Source organism: Brevundimonas sp. NPDC090276, assembly GCF_044772165.1.
Classification (GTDB): Bacteria; Pseudomonadota; Alphaproteobacteria; order Caulobacterales; family Caulobacteraceae; genus Brevundimonas.
Genome location: NZ_JBIVYK010000001.1, coordinates 1,177,460 through 1,191,759, shown reverse-complemented (window position 1 = coordinate 1,191,759; position 14,300 = coordinate 1,177,460). Strand labels below are relative to the sequence as shown.

The window sequence follows — 14,300 nt, the reverse complement described above, 5'->3', positions numbered from 1 at the left end:
CCTTGCAACCTCAGTTGTAAGGGGTTGGGGCTTTCCATGAAGCGCAGTTTGTTGACCACCGTCGCGGCCCTGGCCGTGGCCTTCCCGGCGTTCGCGCAAAACACGCCGGCCAGCGATTCGACGGCTGCCGCCGCCGCCACGCCGGACAAGCCCAAGTGGGACGTCCAGAACCCGCCGGGCGCGTCGCACGACGCAACCATCGACGTCACCGAAGGCACCTGGATGTCGCTGGACGTCAGCCCTGACGGTCGCGAAATCGTCTTCGACCTGCTGGGCGACATCTATGTCATGCCGATCACCGGCGGAGAGGCCCGCGCCATCGCCTCGGGCGTCGCCTGGGACATGCAGCCCAAGTTCTCGCCGGACGGCCGCTCCATCGCCTTCACCTCGGACCGGGGCGGCGGCGACAACCTGTGGGTCATGGACCGCGACGGTTCCAACGCCAAACAGGTGTCAAACGAGACCTTCCGCCTGCTGACCCAGCCCGACTGGTCGCCGGACGGTCAGTTCGTCGTCGGCCGCAAGCACTTCACCTCGTCGCGCTCGCTGGGCGCGGGCGAGATGTGGATGTACCACCGCTCTGGCGGCGGCGGCGTGCAACTGACCGAGCGCCGCACCCAGCAGAAGGACACGGGCGAGCCCGCCTTCTCCCCCGACGGCCGCTATATCTACTTCAGCGATGATTCCACGCCGGGCGGCGTGTTCGATTATTCCAAGGACCCGAACACCCAGATCTACGTGATCCGTCGCCTGGATCGCGAGACGGGCGAGGTCACGCCCTTCGTCACCGGCCCGGGCGGCTCGATTCGCCCCACTCCCTCGTCGGACGGCAAGTCCCTGGCCTTCATCCGGCGCGACCGGTACAAGTCCGTCCTCTATGTCATGGACCTCGAGTCGGGTCGCGAGACCCCGATCTACGACTCCCTGGACCGCGACCTGCAGGAAACCTGGGCCATCCACGGCGTCTATCCGACGATGAGCTGGACCCCCGACAACCGCGCGATCGTCTTCTGGGCCGGCGGCAAGATCCATCGCATCGACGTGGCCTCCAAGGCCGTCAGCGAAATCCCCTTCCACGTCGCCGACACCCGCCGCGTGCAGGAAGCCGTGCGCTTCCCCGTCGAGGTCGCGCCTGACCAGTTCGACGTGAAGATGGTCCGCTGGGCCCAGACCTCGCCGGATGGCTCCAAGGTGGTGTTCGAGGCCCTCGGCAATCTGTGGATTCGCGACCTGCGCAACGGCGTGGCCGGCGCCCCCCGCCGCCTGACGCGCCAGAGCAATCACTTCGAGCTCTATCCCTCCTGGTCGCGTGACGGCCGCTCCATCGTCTACACGACCTGGAACGATCAGGATCTGGGCACCCTGCGGGTGATTCCCGCCGCCGGCGGGGAAGGCCGCGTCATCAGCGCCCATCCCGGCCACTATCTGGAGCCGCAGTTCTCGCCGGACGGTCAGACCATCGTCTATCGCACCTCCAGCGACGGCTTCCTGCGCACGGCCCTGTGGAGCCGCGAGCCGGGCGTCTATCGCACCTCGGTGCGCGGCGGCCAGCCGACCCTGATCACCGACGAGGGCTCCAACCCGCAGTTCGGCGCCCGCAACGACCGCGTCTTCCTGACGGCACGCGACGGCGACAAGCGGGTGCTGAAGTCCGTCAACCTGTCGGGCGACGACGCCCGCACCCACCTGAGCAGCGAATGGGCGGCCGAGTTCTCGGTCTCGCCGGATGAGCACTGGGTGGCCTGGACCGAGCGCTTCAACGCCTATGTGACGCCCTTCGTCGCCACGGGGCGCGCCGTCACGGTCGGCGCCGACACCAAGGCCCTGCCCCAGACCCGCGTCACCCGCGACGCCGGCGAATGGCTGCACTGGTCCGGTGATTCCAGCCGCCTGCAATGGTCGATGGGACCGGAGCTGTTCTCGCGTCCGCTGCAAGAAAGCTTCGCCTTCGCCGAAGGCGCGCCCGCTGACCTGCCGAAGCCCGCCGAGCATGGCGTGAAGATCGGCTTCAGCGCCGACTACGCCAAGCCGACCGGCCGCGTGGTGCTGAGCGGCGCCCGCCTGATCACCATGAAGGGCGACGAGGTCATCGAGGACGGCGTGGTCGTCATCAACGGCAACCGCATCGAAGCCATCGGCCCGCGCGGCTCGGTCACCGTGCCCGCTGACGCCCGCGTCATGGACATGGCCGGCAAGACCATCATCCCCGGTCTGGTGGACGCCCACTGGCACGGCAGCATGGGCTCGGACGAGATCATCCCGCAGCAGTCCTGGGTCAACTACGCCGCGCTCGCGTTCGGCGTGACCACCATCCACGACCCGTCCAATGATTCGAGCGAGATCTTCGCCCACAGCGAACTGGCCAAGGCCGGGCGCGTCGTGGCGCCGCGCATCTTCTCGACCGGCACCATCCTGTACGGGGCGGCGACGCCCTTCACGGCCCAGGTGAACGATCTGGACGACGCCCTGTCCAACCTGCGCCGGATGCAGGCCGTCGGCGCCTGGAGCGTCAAGAGCTACAACCAGCCCCGCCGCGATCAGCGTCAGCAGATTCTGGAAGCCGCGCGCGAACTGGGTATGATGGTCGTGCCCGAGGGCGGGTCGCTCTATCAGCACAACATGAGCATGGTGGTGGACGGCCACACCACGATCGAACACTCGATCCCGCTGGCCCATCTCTACGCCGACGTGCATCAGCTGTGGCGTCAGACCAAGGTGGCCTACACCCCCACCCTCGTCGTGGCCTATGGCGGCAACTGGGGCGAGAACTACTGGTATCAGGCCACGGACGTCTGGAACGACCCGATCCTGACCCAGTACGTCCCGCGCCGCGTCCTGGACAGCCGCGCCCGTCGCCCGGTCCATGTGCCCGAAAACGAACTGAACCACATCGACATCGCCCGCGAGGCCAAGCGCCTGTCGGACGAGGGCGTGTCGGTGCAGATCGGCGCCCACGGTCAGCGCGAAGGCCTCGGCGCCCACTGGGAGCTGTGGATGTTCGAACAGGGCGGCATGACCCCGCACCAGGCCCTGCGCGTCGGCACCCTGAACGGCGCTGCGGCGCTAGGCATGGACAAGGACATCGGCTCGCTGGAAACCGGCAAGCTGGCCGACCTGGTCGTGCTGGACGCCAACCCGCTGGAGAACCTGCGGAATACGGTCAAGATCGGCTACACGATGATCAACGGCCGCATCTTCGACAACCAGATGAACGAGGTCGGCCAGCCTCCGCGTCAGCCCTTCTGGCACCAGAGCGCCGAAGGTCAGGCCTGGAGCGCGGGCGCAGCCTCGGCCGAGGCCGATGCACACGGCCACGCACACGGCCACGACTGACGCCCGTCAGTCCGGATACGAAGAGGGCCCGACCATCCGGTCGGGCCCTTTTTCTTGTGCGCTGTAAAGAAGCCTACTCGACCGTCGCGGCAAGCAGAGCCGAGCGCCTGGCCGCCCTGCCCTTCAGCCAGCGCATGGCCACCACCGCGGCGACGACCACTGCGCCAAAGGCGATCAGCATCAGGGTCGGCCCATGGGCCTCGCTCATAAACTCCAGCTGCGCCAGACCCTTGGCGGCCAGATAGCCGGGCGCCAGCATGGCCAGGACCCAGACGAAGGCCGAGGTGACATTGGCCAGTTGGAACACCCGCTGACGCATCCGCAGAACGCCCACCATGACCGGCACGAAGGCCCGCAGCGGCCCGAAGAAGCGCCCGATGAAGATGGAGGCCACGCCGTAGCGACGGCAGTAGAGCCGCGTCCAGGCGATCTTGCGACGGTGCGGCAGCAATATGGGCTGGCGCAGCACGCCCGTGCCCAGACGGCGTCCGATCCAGTAGGAGATGGCGTCGCCCATGACTGCACCGATGACACAGCCGGCGATGACGGTCAGGGGATCGAGAACGCCCGCCGCCACCAGACCGCCCGCAGCGACCAGAAGGCCCGTGGCCGGCACGAAGGCGCCGATCACCACCAGGGATTCAAGAAAGGTGACAGACCCTAGTACGACCCCGGCCCAGACATGATGTCTGGCGATGAAATCGGCGGCCGAACTAAGCAAACTATCCATACTGGTCCTCTATCTCCCGACGCATATGGGAGATCGCGGCCCAAAGGGAATGCGGCGATGAGACGCCCCGGTCGAAACCGGCCGCGCCGTGGCGCGAAGGCCTCAGTTCATGGGGCCGGAATGTGGTTTCAGTCGCCGCTGCGCAGCGAGAAGCCGACCGAGGTGGTGGTTTCCTGCGTGGAACCGGGACGAACGCGCGTCGGCGCATAGGGCCGACCCCGGAAATAGGTCCCCTCGAAGCCCGGCGCCTCCACCACGCCGAAGGGGCGGCCATAGCCGCCATAGCCCCAGGGCGAGCCATAACCATAGCCATAGCCATAGCCCCATGGGCTGTTCTTGGTCTGGCTGACCATGAGGTTCAGCGTGCCGGTCTCGCCCAGAGGCAGGGACACGGCCGCCGAATAGTCCTGATACCCGCCAGTGCCCATGCCGACGCTGAATTCGCCGTGCATCTTGCGCGGCTCGGGTTCGGCCCAGGGATCAGCGGGCGCGCGGCTCGACGTCTCGGCGGTGCGCTCGCCGATCCAGCGAGCGATCTGTTCGTCGGTGGACAGGCCATGCGGGGCCGCGCTCTGAACCGTGGTGCTGGGCGAGGCGTCGCTGGTCGAGCCGGCCAGAGTGGCCGCCGACGCCGTCAACACCGCATCATCGCCGCGCGGGGCGGTCGAGACGACGCCCTCGGGGTCCATGTTCGCCAGCAACAGCGCGGCGGCGGCCAGTTCGATCATCATGCGCCCATACTCCCGTTCATCCCCACCCTAACTGCAAATGCGGCTAAGGTCAGGCGGTCCCATCGCCGCGCCCCAGGGGGTCAGGCAAGGCCTCGCCCTCGGGCACGAAGCTGAGGGCCACCGAGTTGATGCAGTAACGTAGACCGGACGGCGGCGGGCCGTCCGGGAAGACATGACCCTGATGGCTGTCACAGCGGGCGCAGCGGGTCTCGACCCGGACCATGCCGTAGCTGTCGTCACGGACAGCGCGAACATGGGTCTCGTCCACAGGAACGCTGAAGCTGGGCCAGCCCGTGCCGCTCTCGAACTTGGTGGCCGAGCGGAACAGCGGAAGGCCGCATTCCCGGCAGCAGAAGACGCCGGCCCGCTTCTCGCCCAGCAGGGTGCCGCAGAAAGGCGCCTCCGTGCCGTGGGCCAGAAGGACTCGCTTTTCCTCGGGCGACAGATCGGCCTCCAGCGCCACGCGCTGGCTCTCGCTCGGCGGCGTCAGATCAAAGCCCGAAGGCGAACGCAGCGGCGTGGGAGATTCAGTCTGGGTCATAGGCCCAAAATAGGAAGGGCCGGACGATGTTTCCACCGTCCGGCCCCATAACCATCTTACTTGCCTTAAACGGGCCTCAAGTAGCCCGAAGGGCGATAGGCCCTAGAAAAGTGTGCCAACCCAGGTGCGGACAGCGGCTTCATCGGTCGGGTTGCCGGTGTAGGCCAGGCCCTGAGCAGGGACATAGCCCTTGTTGTTGCCGCGCTGACGCGTGGTCCAGGCCTTGTGACCGTAGCTGAGGTCCGAATAGTTCGAAGGCAGGCGCTGCACCGTCGGTTCGATGAAGATCGAGTCCACGGCGGTGGCCGAACCCGCCAGCTGCACGTTCGGCAGCCGGGTCAACAGGTCGAGCGTATCCAGGCAGCCGTTGGTGCAGCCGCCGTCGACCAGAACCACGACCTTGCCTTGCACCGGGTTGGCGGCGCCGGTGTCGGGCACCGACGGGCGGCCCGGCATGACGAAGGTCTGCTGACCGGCGGCCAGGGCGGCGTCAAAGGCGGCGACGATGGCCTGGGTCTGTTCGATGACCGGGGCCGATTCCTGCACGAAGCGCGGGTCCGATTGCATCCGGTTCAGAGTGTCAGCGAACCACTGGCGGTTGGCGGGGGTGGCGCGATAGGTGATCTGACCGGCTTCCGGCTGGCGGCTGACGGTGAACTCAGGCGTCCAGATGCGGTTGGCCAGGCCATAGCCGCGCGAGGTGGCGTTGACCGAGTCGCCCTCGGCGCCGCGCAGGTCGATGACCAGGCCCTGCGCACCGCGCAGAGCGCCGATCTGGCCTTCCACCTGGGCGAAGAAGGCGTCCCAACCGGCATTGTCTTCCAGCGAGTTGACGTGAACCCACGGACGGCCGTCGACCTGTTCGATCGACAGCTTGGTCGCGCCCGGCGTGAAGACCGAAGCGCGGTAGGCAGCTTCCAGGTTGGCGGCGGTCGCCGGTTGCGGGCTGAGGGTATATTCGCGCGAGCGGCGGCCGACCTGGAACTCGCAGGTCGAAGGCACGCCGCCAGCCATGGGGTTGTTGCGGTTCCACAGCAGGTAGGGCGCGGTGCGAACGCGGGCAGCCTCGGTCGTCAGGTCGCCCTCAAAGCCATCCAGCTTGGCCTTGGCGAAGTCGGCGATGGGCTGAAGGTTGCAGGTCTTGACCACGGCGCCGACCGGCGGCGCGCCGCGCACGCCCGGCTGGACGTAGGAGACGACGTACTCGCCGTTGCGCCAGGCGGTGGCCACGCCGGGCCAGCCGGTGGCGAAGAAGGGGCTGGCCCCTTCGAAGGTCGGGCTGGTGGCGATGTTCGAGTCGCGGAAGCCGTTGGCGTAGTAGCGCAGCAGGTAAGCGTGGCTTTCGCCGCTGTTGACCTGACCGGCCTTGGCCATGGCCTGCTGCAGACCGGCGCCGATCCAGCCGCGGAAGGCTTCACTGGCGGCGCCCGGCACCACGGCGGCGGGGTGGTTGGCTTTCAGAGCGTCGTGCGTGGCCTGAAGGTCCTGACGCGCGAGGTCGCTGAAGTTCTGGGCCGAAGCGCTGCCGGCCGCGAAGGCCAGAGCGATAACAGCCGCTGAAGCGGTGAGCAGACGTTGCATGAAGGGATCTCCCAGAGGGCCGTCGAAACGCGGTTTCGCCGTGTTTAAACCCAAGAAAGGCCCCCGTTAAAGCCCCGCGACGAATTGACCGCCGCGCTTGGCGCCGTCGCCGCCCGTTTACTCGAGGCGAGGTGGGCCCTAATCCGAGCGGATGCACCGCTTCTCTGACCTGTTCCTGACGTCCAGCGGCCGCATCGGTCGCATCGCCTTCCTTGTCGGGGCAGGCGCCGTGCTAGCGCTATGGGCGGCGTTCGACCTCTTGGCGTCGCTCAAGGCGCATGACCTCGTCGGCTGGCTCGTCGCGGCGGCCCTGCTCTATTGCGGCGCCTGCCTGCTGTCGCAACGCCTGCACGACCGGGGGCGGTCGGGATGGTGGAGCGGCTTGATCCTGCTGGCTTTCTCCATGGCCTGGCCGCGCCCGGCGGCGCCAGCCGACTGGGTCGCCCTGGGGCTGCTGAGTCTGGTCGCCGTCGATCTCGCCCTGCTGCCAGGACATAGGGCGTTCAACCGCTACGGCGCGCCTCCCAAAGCCTGACGTCCAAAGGTCAGAGCGGCGCTTCGCCCGCCTCGACAGAACCGAACACCCGCCGGAACGAAGCCTTCAACGCCCCGTCCGCCTCGTCCATCGTGGCCAGAACGCCCAGATCGACCAGGCTGGTGACGCCATGCTCGGTGATGCCGCACGGCACGATGCCGCCGAAGTGGTCGAGGTCCGGCTCCACGTTCAGGCTGATGCCGTGGAAGCTGACCCATTTGCGGACCTTGACGCCGATGGCGGCGATCTTGTCCTCGCGGCTCCAGCCCGCTCCCTTGCGCTCGACCCAGACGCCGACGCGGCCTTCACGCATCCCGGCCTCGACGCCGAACTGATCCAGCGCGCCGATGATCCAGTCTTCCAGCCCATGCACGAAGGCGCGCACGTCCTTGCCGCGCCCGTTCAGGTCCAGCATAACATAGGCCACGCGTTGGCCCGGCCCGTGATAGGTGAACTGCCCGCCCCGCCCTGTCCGGTGCACCGGGAAACGCTCGGGGGCCAGCAGGTCGTCGTCCTTTGCCGAGACCCCCGCCGTGTAGAGGGGCGGATGCTCCAGCAGCCAGACCACCTCCTCGGCCTCGCCCGCCGCGATGGCCGCGACGCGGGCCTCCATGGCCGCGACGGCGGGTTCATAGTCGACATAGCCGGTCGACACCGCCCATTGAACGGGGCGACCGTCAGCGCGGATCAAAGAAGGTTCGGGGATACTTAACGGGTCGGCAAGCATGACGCTTCAATGTGTCTCTCTACGCGGCGGCGCAAGGGCCTCCCGCTGTTTGTGAGTATCGTCTTGAGCCAGATCGAAGCCGTTGATGTCGAGATTTCGGTCGTGCTGGGCCGTTCGGTCCTGCCGATGCAACAGCTGCTGCGCATGGGGCGCGGCGCTGTGATTCCGCTCGACGCCTCGGAACGCGACGAGGTCTGGATCCTGGCCAACAACCACCCTGTGGCGCGCGGCGAGATCGAGATTCGCGATGACCGCATCGCCATCACCGTGACCCGCACCGCCGACATCTACGACTTTATGGCCGGCGCGGCTTAATTCTTAGCCGCGCTCAAAAGGCTCCGGGCTTTCTTGTTGAGCCGCGGTCAGAAGGCCCCGCCTTCCCGACCCGACGCGGCTTGCTTGCTCCCCACGAGACGGCAAATGCACAGGAAAAGCCGAGACTTCGCCTATTTCCGTAAAAGCCTCTTTTCTTTCCGCCGCCTCTCCGCTATTGCCCGCCCTCCGATGCGAGCGGTCGTGGCGGAATTGGTAGACGCGCAGCGTTGAGGTCGCTGTGGGGCAACCCGTGGAAGTTCGAGTCTTCTCGACCGCACCATCTGATCTGACAGGGCGAAACTCGGCTACTACCAGGCTGAACATCGGGGAGGCAGACACGTGACCAACACGGATTCCGCCTCCTCGGCCCCTGCTCCCGAAATCGAAACCGAAGATCACGTCGCCCTCGGCGAAGACTATGCCCTGACGGCGTCCTTCGTCGAAAAAGTCGTGGACGCCGCCGACGACGGCGACGGCATGCGCCTGCGCGGCCTGCTGGAAGACCTGCACCCGGCCGACGTCGCCGACCTGATGGGCTTCCTGACGGCCGAGCACCGCGCCGTGGTGGTCCAGTGGCTGCCCCCGGACCTTCTGGCCGACACCCTGCCCGAGCTGGACGACGGCATCCGCGAAGAGGTCCTGGAACGCGTGCCCTCGGCCACCCTGGCCGAAGCCCTGCAGGAGCTGGACTCCGACGACGCCGCCGCCGTGGTCGAGGACCTGGAAGACGACCAGCGCGAAAAGGTGCTGGCCGCCATGCCCGAGGGCGATCGCGCCGCGATCGAAAGCTCGCTGGGCTATGCTGAGGATTCCGCCGGCCGCCTGATGCAGCGTGAGGTCATGGCCGCGCCGCAGTTCTGGAATGTCGGCGACACCATCGACCACGTCCGCCGCCAGGGCGAGGACCTGCCCGAGCTCTTCTTCGACATCTATGTGGTCGATCCGGTGAACCGCCCCGTCGGCGGCGTGGCCATCAGCCGCCTGCTGCGCGCCCCGCGCGAGACGCCGTTGTCCGAGCTGATGGAGCCGGTCAACGCCATCGATGTCGATGTCGACCAGGAAGAGGTCGCCTACATCTTCGAGAAGTATAACCTGATCTCGGCCCCGGTCGTGGACAGCGGCGGACGCCTGGTCGGCCAGCTGACGGTCGATGACATCGTCCACATCATTCAGGAAGAGAACCGCGAGGACATCCTGCGCCTCGCCGGCGTCTCGGATGAAGACCGGTCCTCGGGCGTGCTGGAGATCGTGCGCGGCCGCGTGCCCTGGCTGGGCATCAACCTTTTCACCGCCATCCTCGGCGCCGGTGTCATCGCCTTCTTCGAGGGCACGATACAGCAGATCGTCGCCCTGGCCGTCCTGATGCCCATCGTCTCGGCCATCGGCGGCAACGCCGGCACCCAGGCCCTGACCGTCACCGTGCGCGCCCTGGCGACGCGTGAGCTGACCTCCTCCAACGCCGTGCGAACCTTCTGGCGCGAGATGACGGTGGGGCTGGCCAACGGCATGGTGCTGTCGCCCCTGGTCGGTCTGGCGGCGGGCTTCTGGTTCCACGACTGGCGCATCGGCGCGGTCATCGCCACGGCCATGATCCTGAACCTGCTGGTCGCGGCCACGGTCGGCGTGCTGACCCCGCTGACCCTGTCGAAACTGAAGTTCGACCCCGCCGTCTCCTCGGCCGTCTTCGTCACGGCGACGACGGACTTCTTCGGCTTCCTGATCTTCCTCGGCCTGGCGACCATCGTCCTGCTCTGAAGCGGGACGACGCTCTTCGGAACGCGGCTTGCTGCTTCGCCTGACGGGCGAGCGCGCCCGTTCCGAATTGGGTCAATCCGTGTCCGCAACTCCGTCCCAGCGTCTGAAGGTGTCCCGCGAGGGCCTGCTTCTGATCAAGAGCTTCGAGGGCTTTCGCCCCCGGACCGTGCGTCGCCGCGACGGCACGCCGGTCATCGGCTATGGCCACGCCAAGTCCGCCCGCCCGGGCGCCACGATCACCGAGGCCGAGGCCGAGTTGCTGCTGCAATACGACCTGCTGCCCATCGTGGAGGCTATCAACAGCCGCGTCTCGATCCCATTGAACCAGCATCAGTTCGACGCCCTGGCCAGTTTCATCTTCTCCGTCGGAATCCAGCGCTTTGACGGCTCCAACGTGCTGGAGCAATTGAACGCCGGCGCCCCCGCGCGCGCCGCCGAGGCCATGAGCGGATGGCCCGACCGCGTTCAGCCCCCCATCGACGCTCCCTATCGTCGCCGCTCGGCCGAGCGCGCCCTATTCGAGACTGCGCCCGACCGCGCCGCGCCGCTCGACCTGCTGCTTACGGCCCCGGTTCAGGGGCCAGGCGCCAAGGCGGAGCCCCCCGCCGAGGACGAGGCCCCCGCCACGGTTCAGGTCCTGCGACATGAAAGGCGCGCCGCGGCTCCTGTCCTCAACGACACCGGCGCGGTCGTCTTCATCGGCGGAATCGGCCTGTTGGCCTTCGCCGCCGGCGTGGTCGCCTTCCGCCGTGCTCTGGCGGCTCAGCAGGCGACCGACGGCACCATCGTGATCGGCGGCGTCCTGGCCGTCATCGGCCTTATTTTCATCGGCACGGCGGGCTGGAACCTGACGCGCAAGCGGAACAATAAACGCGCCGCCTGAGGCCGCTATGCGAAGCGCGTGCGCGATGCTACGCCTTGGGGCATGAGCATTCCCTTCGCGCCCCAATCCATGGAATTCGGCCTCGGCGAGAACGCCGACGCCATTCGTGAAACCACCGCCCGCTGGGCCGCCGATCGGCTGGCCCCCCTGGCCGCCGAAATCGACGAGAAGAACGAGTTCAAGCGCGAGCTCTGGCCCGAGATGGGCGAGCTGGGCCTGCACGGCATCACCGTCGAGGAAGAGTTCGGCGGCCTCGGCCTCGGCTACCTCGAACACGTGGTGGCGATGGAGGAAGTCTCGCGCGCCTCGGCCTCGATCGGCCTCAGCTACGGCGCCCACTCCAACCTGTGCGTCAATCAGATCCGCCGCTGGGGCACACCCGAGCAGAAGCACAAGTACCTGCCCAAGCTGATCTCGGGCGAACACGTCGGCTCCCTGGCCATGTCGGAGGCCGGTTCGGGCTCGGACGTCATGTCGATGCGCACCCGCGCCGACAAGAAGGGCGATCGTTACGTCCTGAACGGCACCAAGTTCTGGATCACCAACGCCCCCTCGGCCGATACCCTGGTCGTCTACGCCAAGACCGATCCCGAGGCCGGTTCCAAGGGCTGCACCGCCTTTCTGGTGGAGCGCGGCATGAAGGGCTTCTCGGTCTCCAAGAAGCTGGACAAGATGGGCATGCGCGGCTCCGACACCGCCGAGCTGGTGTTCGAGGACTGCGAGATCCCGGAAGAGAACGTCATGGGTCCGGTCGGCGGCGGCGCCGGCGTGCTGATGAGCGGTCTGGACTATGAGCGCGCCGTCCTGTCGGCCGGTCCCCTCGGCATCATGCAGGCCGCCCTGGACGTGGTCCTGCCCTACGTCCGCGAGCGCAAGCAGTTCGGCAAGGCCATCGGCAACTTCCAGCTGATGCAGGCCAAGGTGGCCGACATGTATGTCGCCCTGAACAGCGCCCGCGCCTATGTCTACGCCGTGGCTCGCGCCTGCGACCAGGGCAAGACCACCCGCTATGACGCGGCGGGCGCCATCCTGCTGGCCTCGGAAAACGCGGTGAAGGTCTCGCTGGAGGCCGTCCAGGCCCTGGGCGGCGCCGGCTACACCAAGGAATGGCCGGTCGAGCGTCTGGTTCGCGACGCCAAGCTCTATGACATCGGAGCCGGCACCAATGAAATTCGCCGCTTCCTGATCGGGCGCGAGCTTCTGGGCTGATGTGACGAAACATTAAGCCGCACCCCATGCGTCAGGGATGGCGCATGGGGGACGCCGCCCCTAACTTGGCGAAACTTCGCTCCCCGAGTCTCGCCTGATGACGCTTGTTTCCACGCCGCCGCCGGATGAGAGCCGGACGTTTTCGGACGTTCTGGAATCTCTCGGCCATGGCGCTGATCCCAAGCTAACCTTGAAGGAAATGGTCGAGGCTTTCGGCGAGCGCGGCTTTGGCGCCGTCATCCTGATGCTGTCGCTGATGGCTCTGCTGCCCTGGCCGCCGGGCGGAAAGGCCGTCTTCTCGGCTCCCATCATCCTGATCGCCGCCGAACTGGCCCTGCAACGCGACAAGGTCTGGCTGCCGCGCTGGCTGATGAAGGCCACCATCGGCCGTGAGACCTACAGGCGACTTCTGGCCTCCCACTTCGCCGCGCCGCGCTGGTTCCGGCGCTGGGTGCTTCTCGGCGGCTTTTCGGTCGGCTTCGGCCGCTGGCGGACGCGCTATGGCTTCTCGGATTGGGTCCGGCAAGTCGTCAGGAAGAAGCCCGACAGTCCCACGACCATCGAACTGGTCCGCCGCGCCGAACGCCTGACCCGCCCGCGCTGGCCGATCATGACGGGCGAGGCCGCCGACATGGTCGTCGGCGTCATCTGCATCCTGCTGGCGATGATGATGGCTCTGCCCGTGCCGTTCGGCGACGCCCTTCCGGGCCTGACACTGGCCATCTTCGCTCTCGGCATCATCCAGAGGGACGGCGTCTTCATTCTTGCTGGTCTGATCGGCACGGCGATCTGCGGCGTCTATGTGACCCTGGTCTGGACCACGGTCATCGCCGTCATCCACGGCATCGCCAACTGGTTCGGCACGCTGTTCTGACCGCACTCAAGCAGCGCGAAGGGCGGTAGCGCACAAAGATACAAAAAAGCGCCGCCGGGTTGCCCCAGCGACGCTTCATTGTCTGACCGCGAACGGTCTAACCGCTGCCTCCCCGAAGGATCAGGCCCGGACCTCCCTCGAGGTCCAGATCGCGGCTGTCGCTCGCGATTGATGACAATGAGACACTGGCCACCTCCTTTCAGCTGCTGAAACAGGAAGGTCAGGCTAGGACCGGTCGCGGCCCGTCGTAAAGGCCGCTCCCGCCATCGTGATCGGACCGCGTTTAGGCGCCTTGGGTCTGGGGCGCCAGGCCCTGCATGACCATGCGGTTGATGTCGATGAGGGTCTCGAAATCCCCGTCGCCGCGCATCACCGCCGAGCTGTGGCGGCCGATGAACAGGTCCAGCGAAATGATCTGCGCCCGCAGCGCCTGGGGCATGGCGTTGGACGGCTCGCTGCACGAGGTGGACAGGGTCGACCACAGCCGACGGTTCCAGTCGATCGCATCAATCCGGGTGGTGATATCCGACTTGTCGACCGTGGACGCGTGCATTAGCGCGCGCGTCACCTGGCCGAACAGCCGGTATTCCATTTCGCGCGGTGATTCAGCCCGCGTCGCCGCCGTCTTGTACGCCTGAAGCGACATTGCCGAGCCTTTGGTCTTCGTAATCGACGATTTTACGGGCGCCCATCAGGGCCTTGTAGTACTGGCGCGCCAGCACGTGCTTGGAGCAGGACACGCATTCCGCCAAGATATCGGGATTGCGGATCGCCCCCATGAACTCGGTCAGGCGCAGGGCGAATTCATCATAGAATTTCGGCGCCTCGGTCTCGTCCAGATACATCATCATGACGGGGAAATAGATGCGGCGCGCGGGCGTGGTCACGTCCTCGGGCTGCATGATGTCCTTTTCACGCAGGACGCTGGCCTTGTTCTGCAGGACCAGGACGCCGCGCCGGTCGCCATTCTGGACGACGGCGCCGTTCAGGACGAATTTCTCGCCGGGCTTAAGCGATAATTTCAGCGGCAAAGGGAATCTCCGTGACGCCCCAACCTGAACGGTCGGCGACTGAAGAACTGTAAAG

Annotated in this window: 14 protein-coding genes and 1 tRNA gene; 8 read left to right on the top strand and 7 right to left on the bottom strand. The window is 66.8% G+C overall.

Annotation, left to right across the window (positions count from 1 at the left end; translation table 11 throughout):
- Positions 1–36: 36 nt before the first annotated feature.
- Positions 37–3,333 (top strand): amidohydrolase family protein, encoded by a 3,297-nt coding sequence (locus ACIQTU_RS05795; RefSeq protein ID WP_400543617.1) that lies wholly within the window; start codon positions 37–39, stop codon positions 3,331–3,333.
- A gap of 73 nt (positions 3,334–3,406) precedes the next feature.
- Here the strand turns inward: ACIQTU_RS05795 and ACIQTU_RS05790 are convergent, their stop codons facing one another.
- The 4 genes from ACIQTU_RS05790 to ACIQTU_RS05775 all read right to left on the bottom strand — a co-directional run bounded on the left by ACIQTU_RS05790 (position 3,407) and on the right by ACIQTU_RS05775 (position 6,916).
- The gene (locus ACIQTU_RS05790) at positions 3,407–4,063 is read right to left on the bottom strand and encodes a DedA family protein (RefSeq protein WP_400543614.1); all 657 of its coding nucleotides are present in this window, start codon (positions 4,061–4,063) and stop codon (positions 3,407–3,409) included.
- 128 nt (positions 4,064–4,191) lie between these two features.
- Positions 4,192–4,794 carry a hypothetical protein gene (locus tag ACIQTU_RS05785; protein WP_400543611.1) on the bottom strand — a complete coding sequence of 201 codons (603 nt, stop codon included), beginning with the start codon at positions 4,792–4,794 and terminating at the stop codon, positions 4,192–4,194.
- A gap of 49 nt (positions 4,795–4,843) precedes the next feature.
- Complete coding sequence (gene msrB, locus ACIQTU_RS05780; protein ID WP_400543608.1) at positions 4,844–5,335, bottom strand: peptide-methionine (R)-S-oxide reductase MsrB; 492 nt, start codon at positions 5,333–5,335, stop codon at positions 4,844–4,846.
- A gap of 102 nt (positions 5,336–5,437) precedes the next feature.
- Entirely contained in the window at positions 5,438–6,916 is a 1,479-nt protein-coding gene (locus tag ACIQTU_RS05775) for a hypothetical protein (protein ID WP_400543605.1), read from the bottom strand.
- A 151-nt stretch (positions 6,917–7,067) separates the two neighbouring features.
- On the opposite strand from ACIQTU_RS05775, the gene ACIQTU_RS05770 reads away from it, so the two are divergent.
- The gene (locus ACIQTU_RS05770; protein WP_400543602.1) at positions 7,068–7,451 is read left to right on the top strand and encodes a DUF805 domain-containing protein; all 384 of its coding nucleotides are present in this window, start codon (positions 7,068–7,070) and stop codon (positions 7,449–7,451) included.
- A 10-nt stretch (positions 7,452–7,461) separates the two neighbouring features.
- Here the strand turns inward: ACIQTU_RS05770 and lipB are convergent, their stop codons facing one another.
- Positions 7,462–8,178: a lipoyl(octanoyl) transferase LipB gene (gene lipB / locus ACIQTU_RS05765; protein WP_400543599.1), complete on the bottom strand. Its 717-nt coding sequence runs from the start codon at positions 8,176–8,178 to the stop codon at positions 7,462–7,464.
- Positions 8,179–8,241: 63 nt separating this feature from the next.
- Between lipB and ACIQTU_RS05760 the strand changes: the two genes are divergently transcribed.
- The 6 genes from ACIQTU_RS05760 to ACIQTU_RS05735 all read left to right on the top strand — a co-directional run bounded on the left by ACIQTU_RS05760 (position 8,242) and on the right by ACIQTU_RS05735 (position 13,214).
- On the top strand, positions 8,242–8,493 hold the full coding sequence (locus ACIQTU_RS05760; RefSeq protein WP_400543596.1) for a FliM/FliN family flagellar motor switch protein: 252 nt from the start codon (positions 8,242–8,244) through the stop codon (positions 8,491–8,493).
- 195 nt (positions 8,494–8,688) lie between these two features.
- Positions 8,689–8,773, top strand: a tRNA-Leu gene (locus tag ACIQTU_RS05755).
- 59 nt (positions 8,774–8,832) lie between these two features.
- The gene (gene mgtE, locus ACIQTU_RS05750) at positions 8,833–10,248 is read left to right on the top strand and encodes a magnesium transporter (protein ID WP_400543593.1); all 1,416 of its coding nucleotides are present in this window, start codon (positions 8,833–8,835) and stop codon (positions 10,246–10,248) included.
- Positions 10,249–10,276: 28 nt separating this feature from the next.
- Positions 10,277–11,131, top strand: a complete 855-nt coding sequence (locus ACIQTU_RS05745; RefSeq protein WP_400543590.1) for a lysozyme — start codon at positions 10,277–10,279, stop codon at positions 11,129–11,131.
- A gap of 42 nt (positions 11,132–11,173) precedes the next feature.
- Positions 11,174–12,340 (top strand): isovaleryl-CoA dehydrogenase, encoded by a 1,167-nt coding sequence (locus ACIQTU_RS05740; RefSeq protein ID WP_105564466.1) that lies wholly within the window; start codon positions 11,174–11,176, stop codon positions 12,338–12,340.
- Between the two features lie 97 nt (positions 12,341–12,437).
- The gene (locus tag ACIQTU_RS05735; protein WP_400543587.1) at positions 12,438–13,214 is read left to right on the top strand and encodes an exopolysaccharide biosynthesis protein; all 777 of its coding nucleotides are present in this window, start codon (positions 12,438–12,440) and stop codon (positions 13,212–13,214) included.
- A gap of 283 nt (positions 13,215–13,497) precedes the next feature.
- Here ACIQTU_RS05735 and flaF read toward each other — a convergent pair whose 3' ends face one another.
- Positions 13,498–13,860 carry a flagellar biosynthesis regulator FlaF gene (flaF, locus tag ACIQTU_RS05730; RefSeq protein ID WP_400543584.1) on the bottom strand — a complete coding sequence of 121 codons (363 nt, stop codon included), beginning with the start codon at positions 13,858–13,860 and terminating at the stop codon, positions 13,498–13,500.
- A complete protein-coding gene (gene flbT, locus ACIQTU_RS05725; protein ID WP_400543581.1) occupies positions 13,820–14,245 on the bottom strand; it encodes a flagellar biosynthesis repressor FlbT in 426 nt (141 codons plus the stop codon). The genes flaF and flbT overlap by 41 nt, the downstream gene beginning before the upstream one ends.
- Positions 14,246–14,300: the final 55 nt, after the last annotated feature.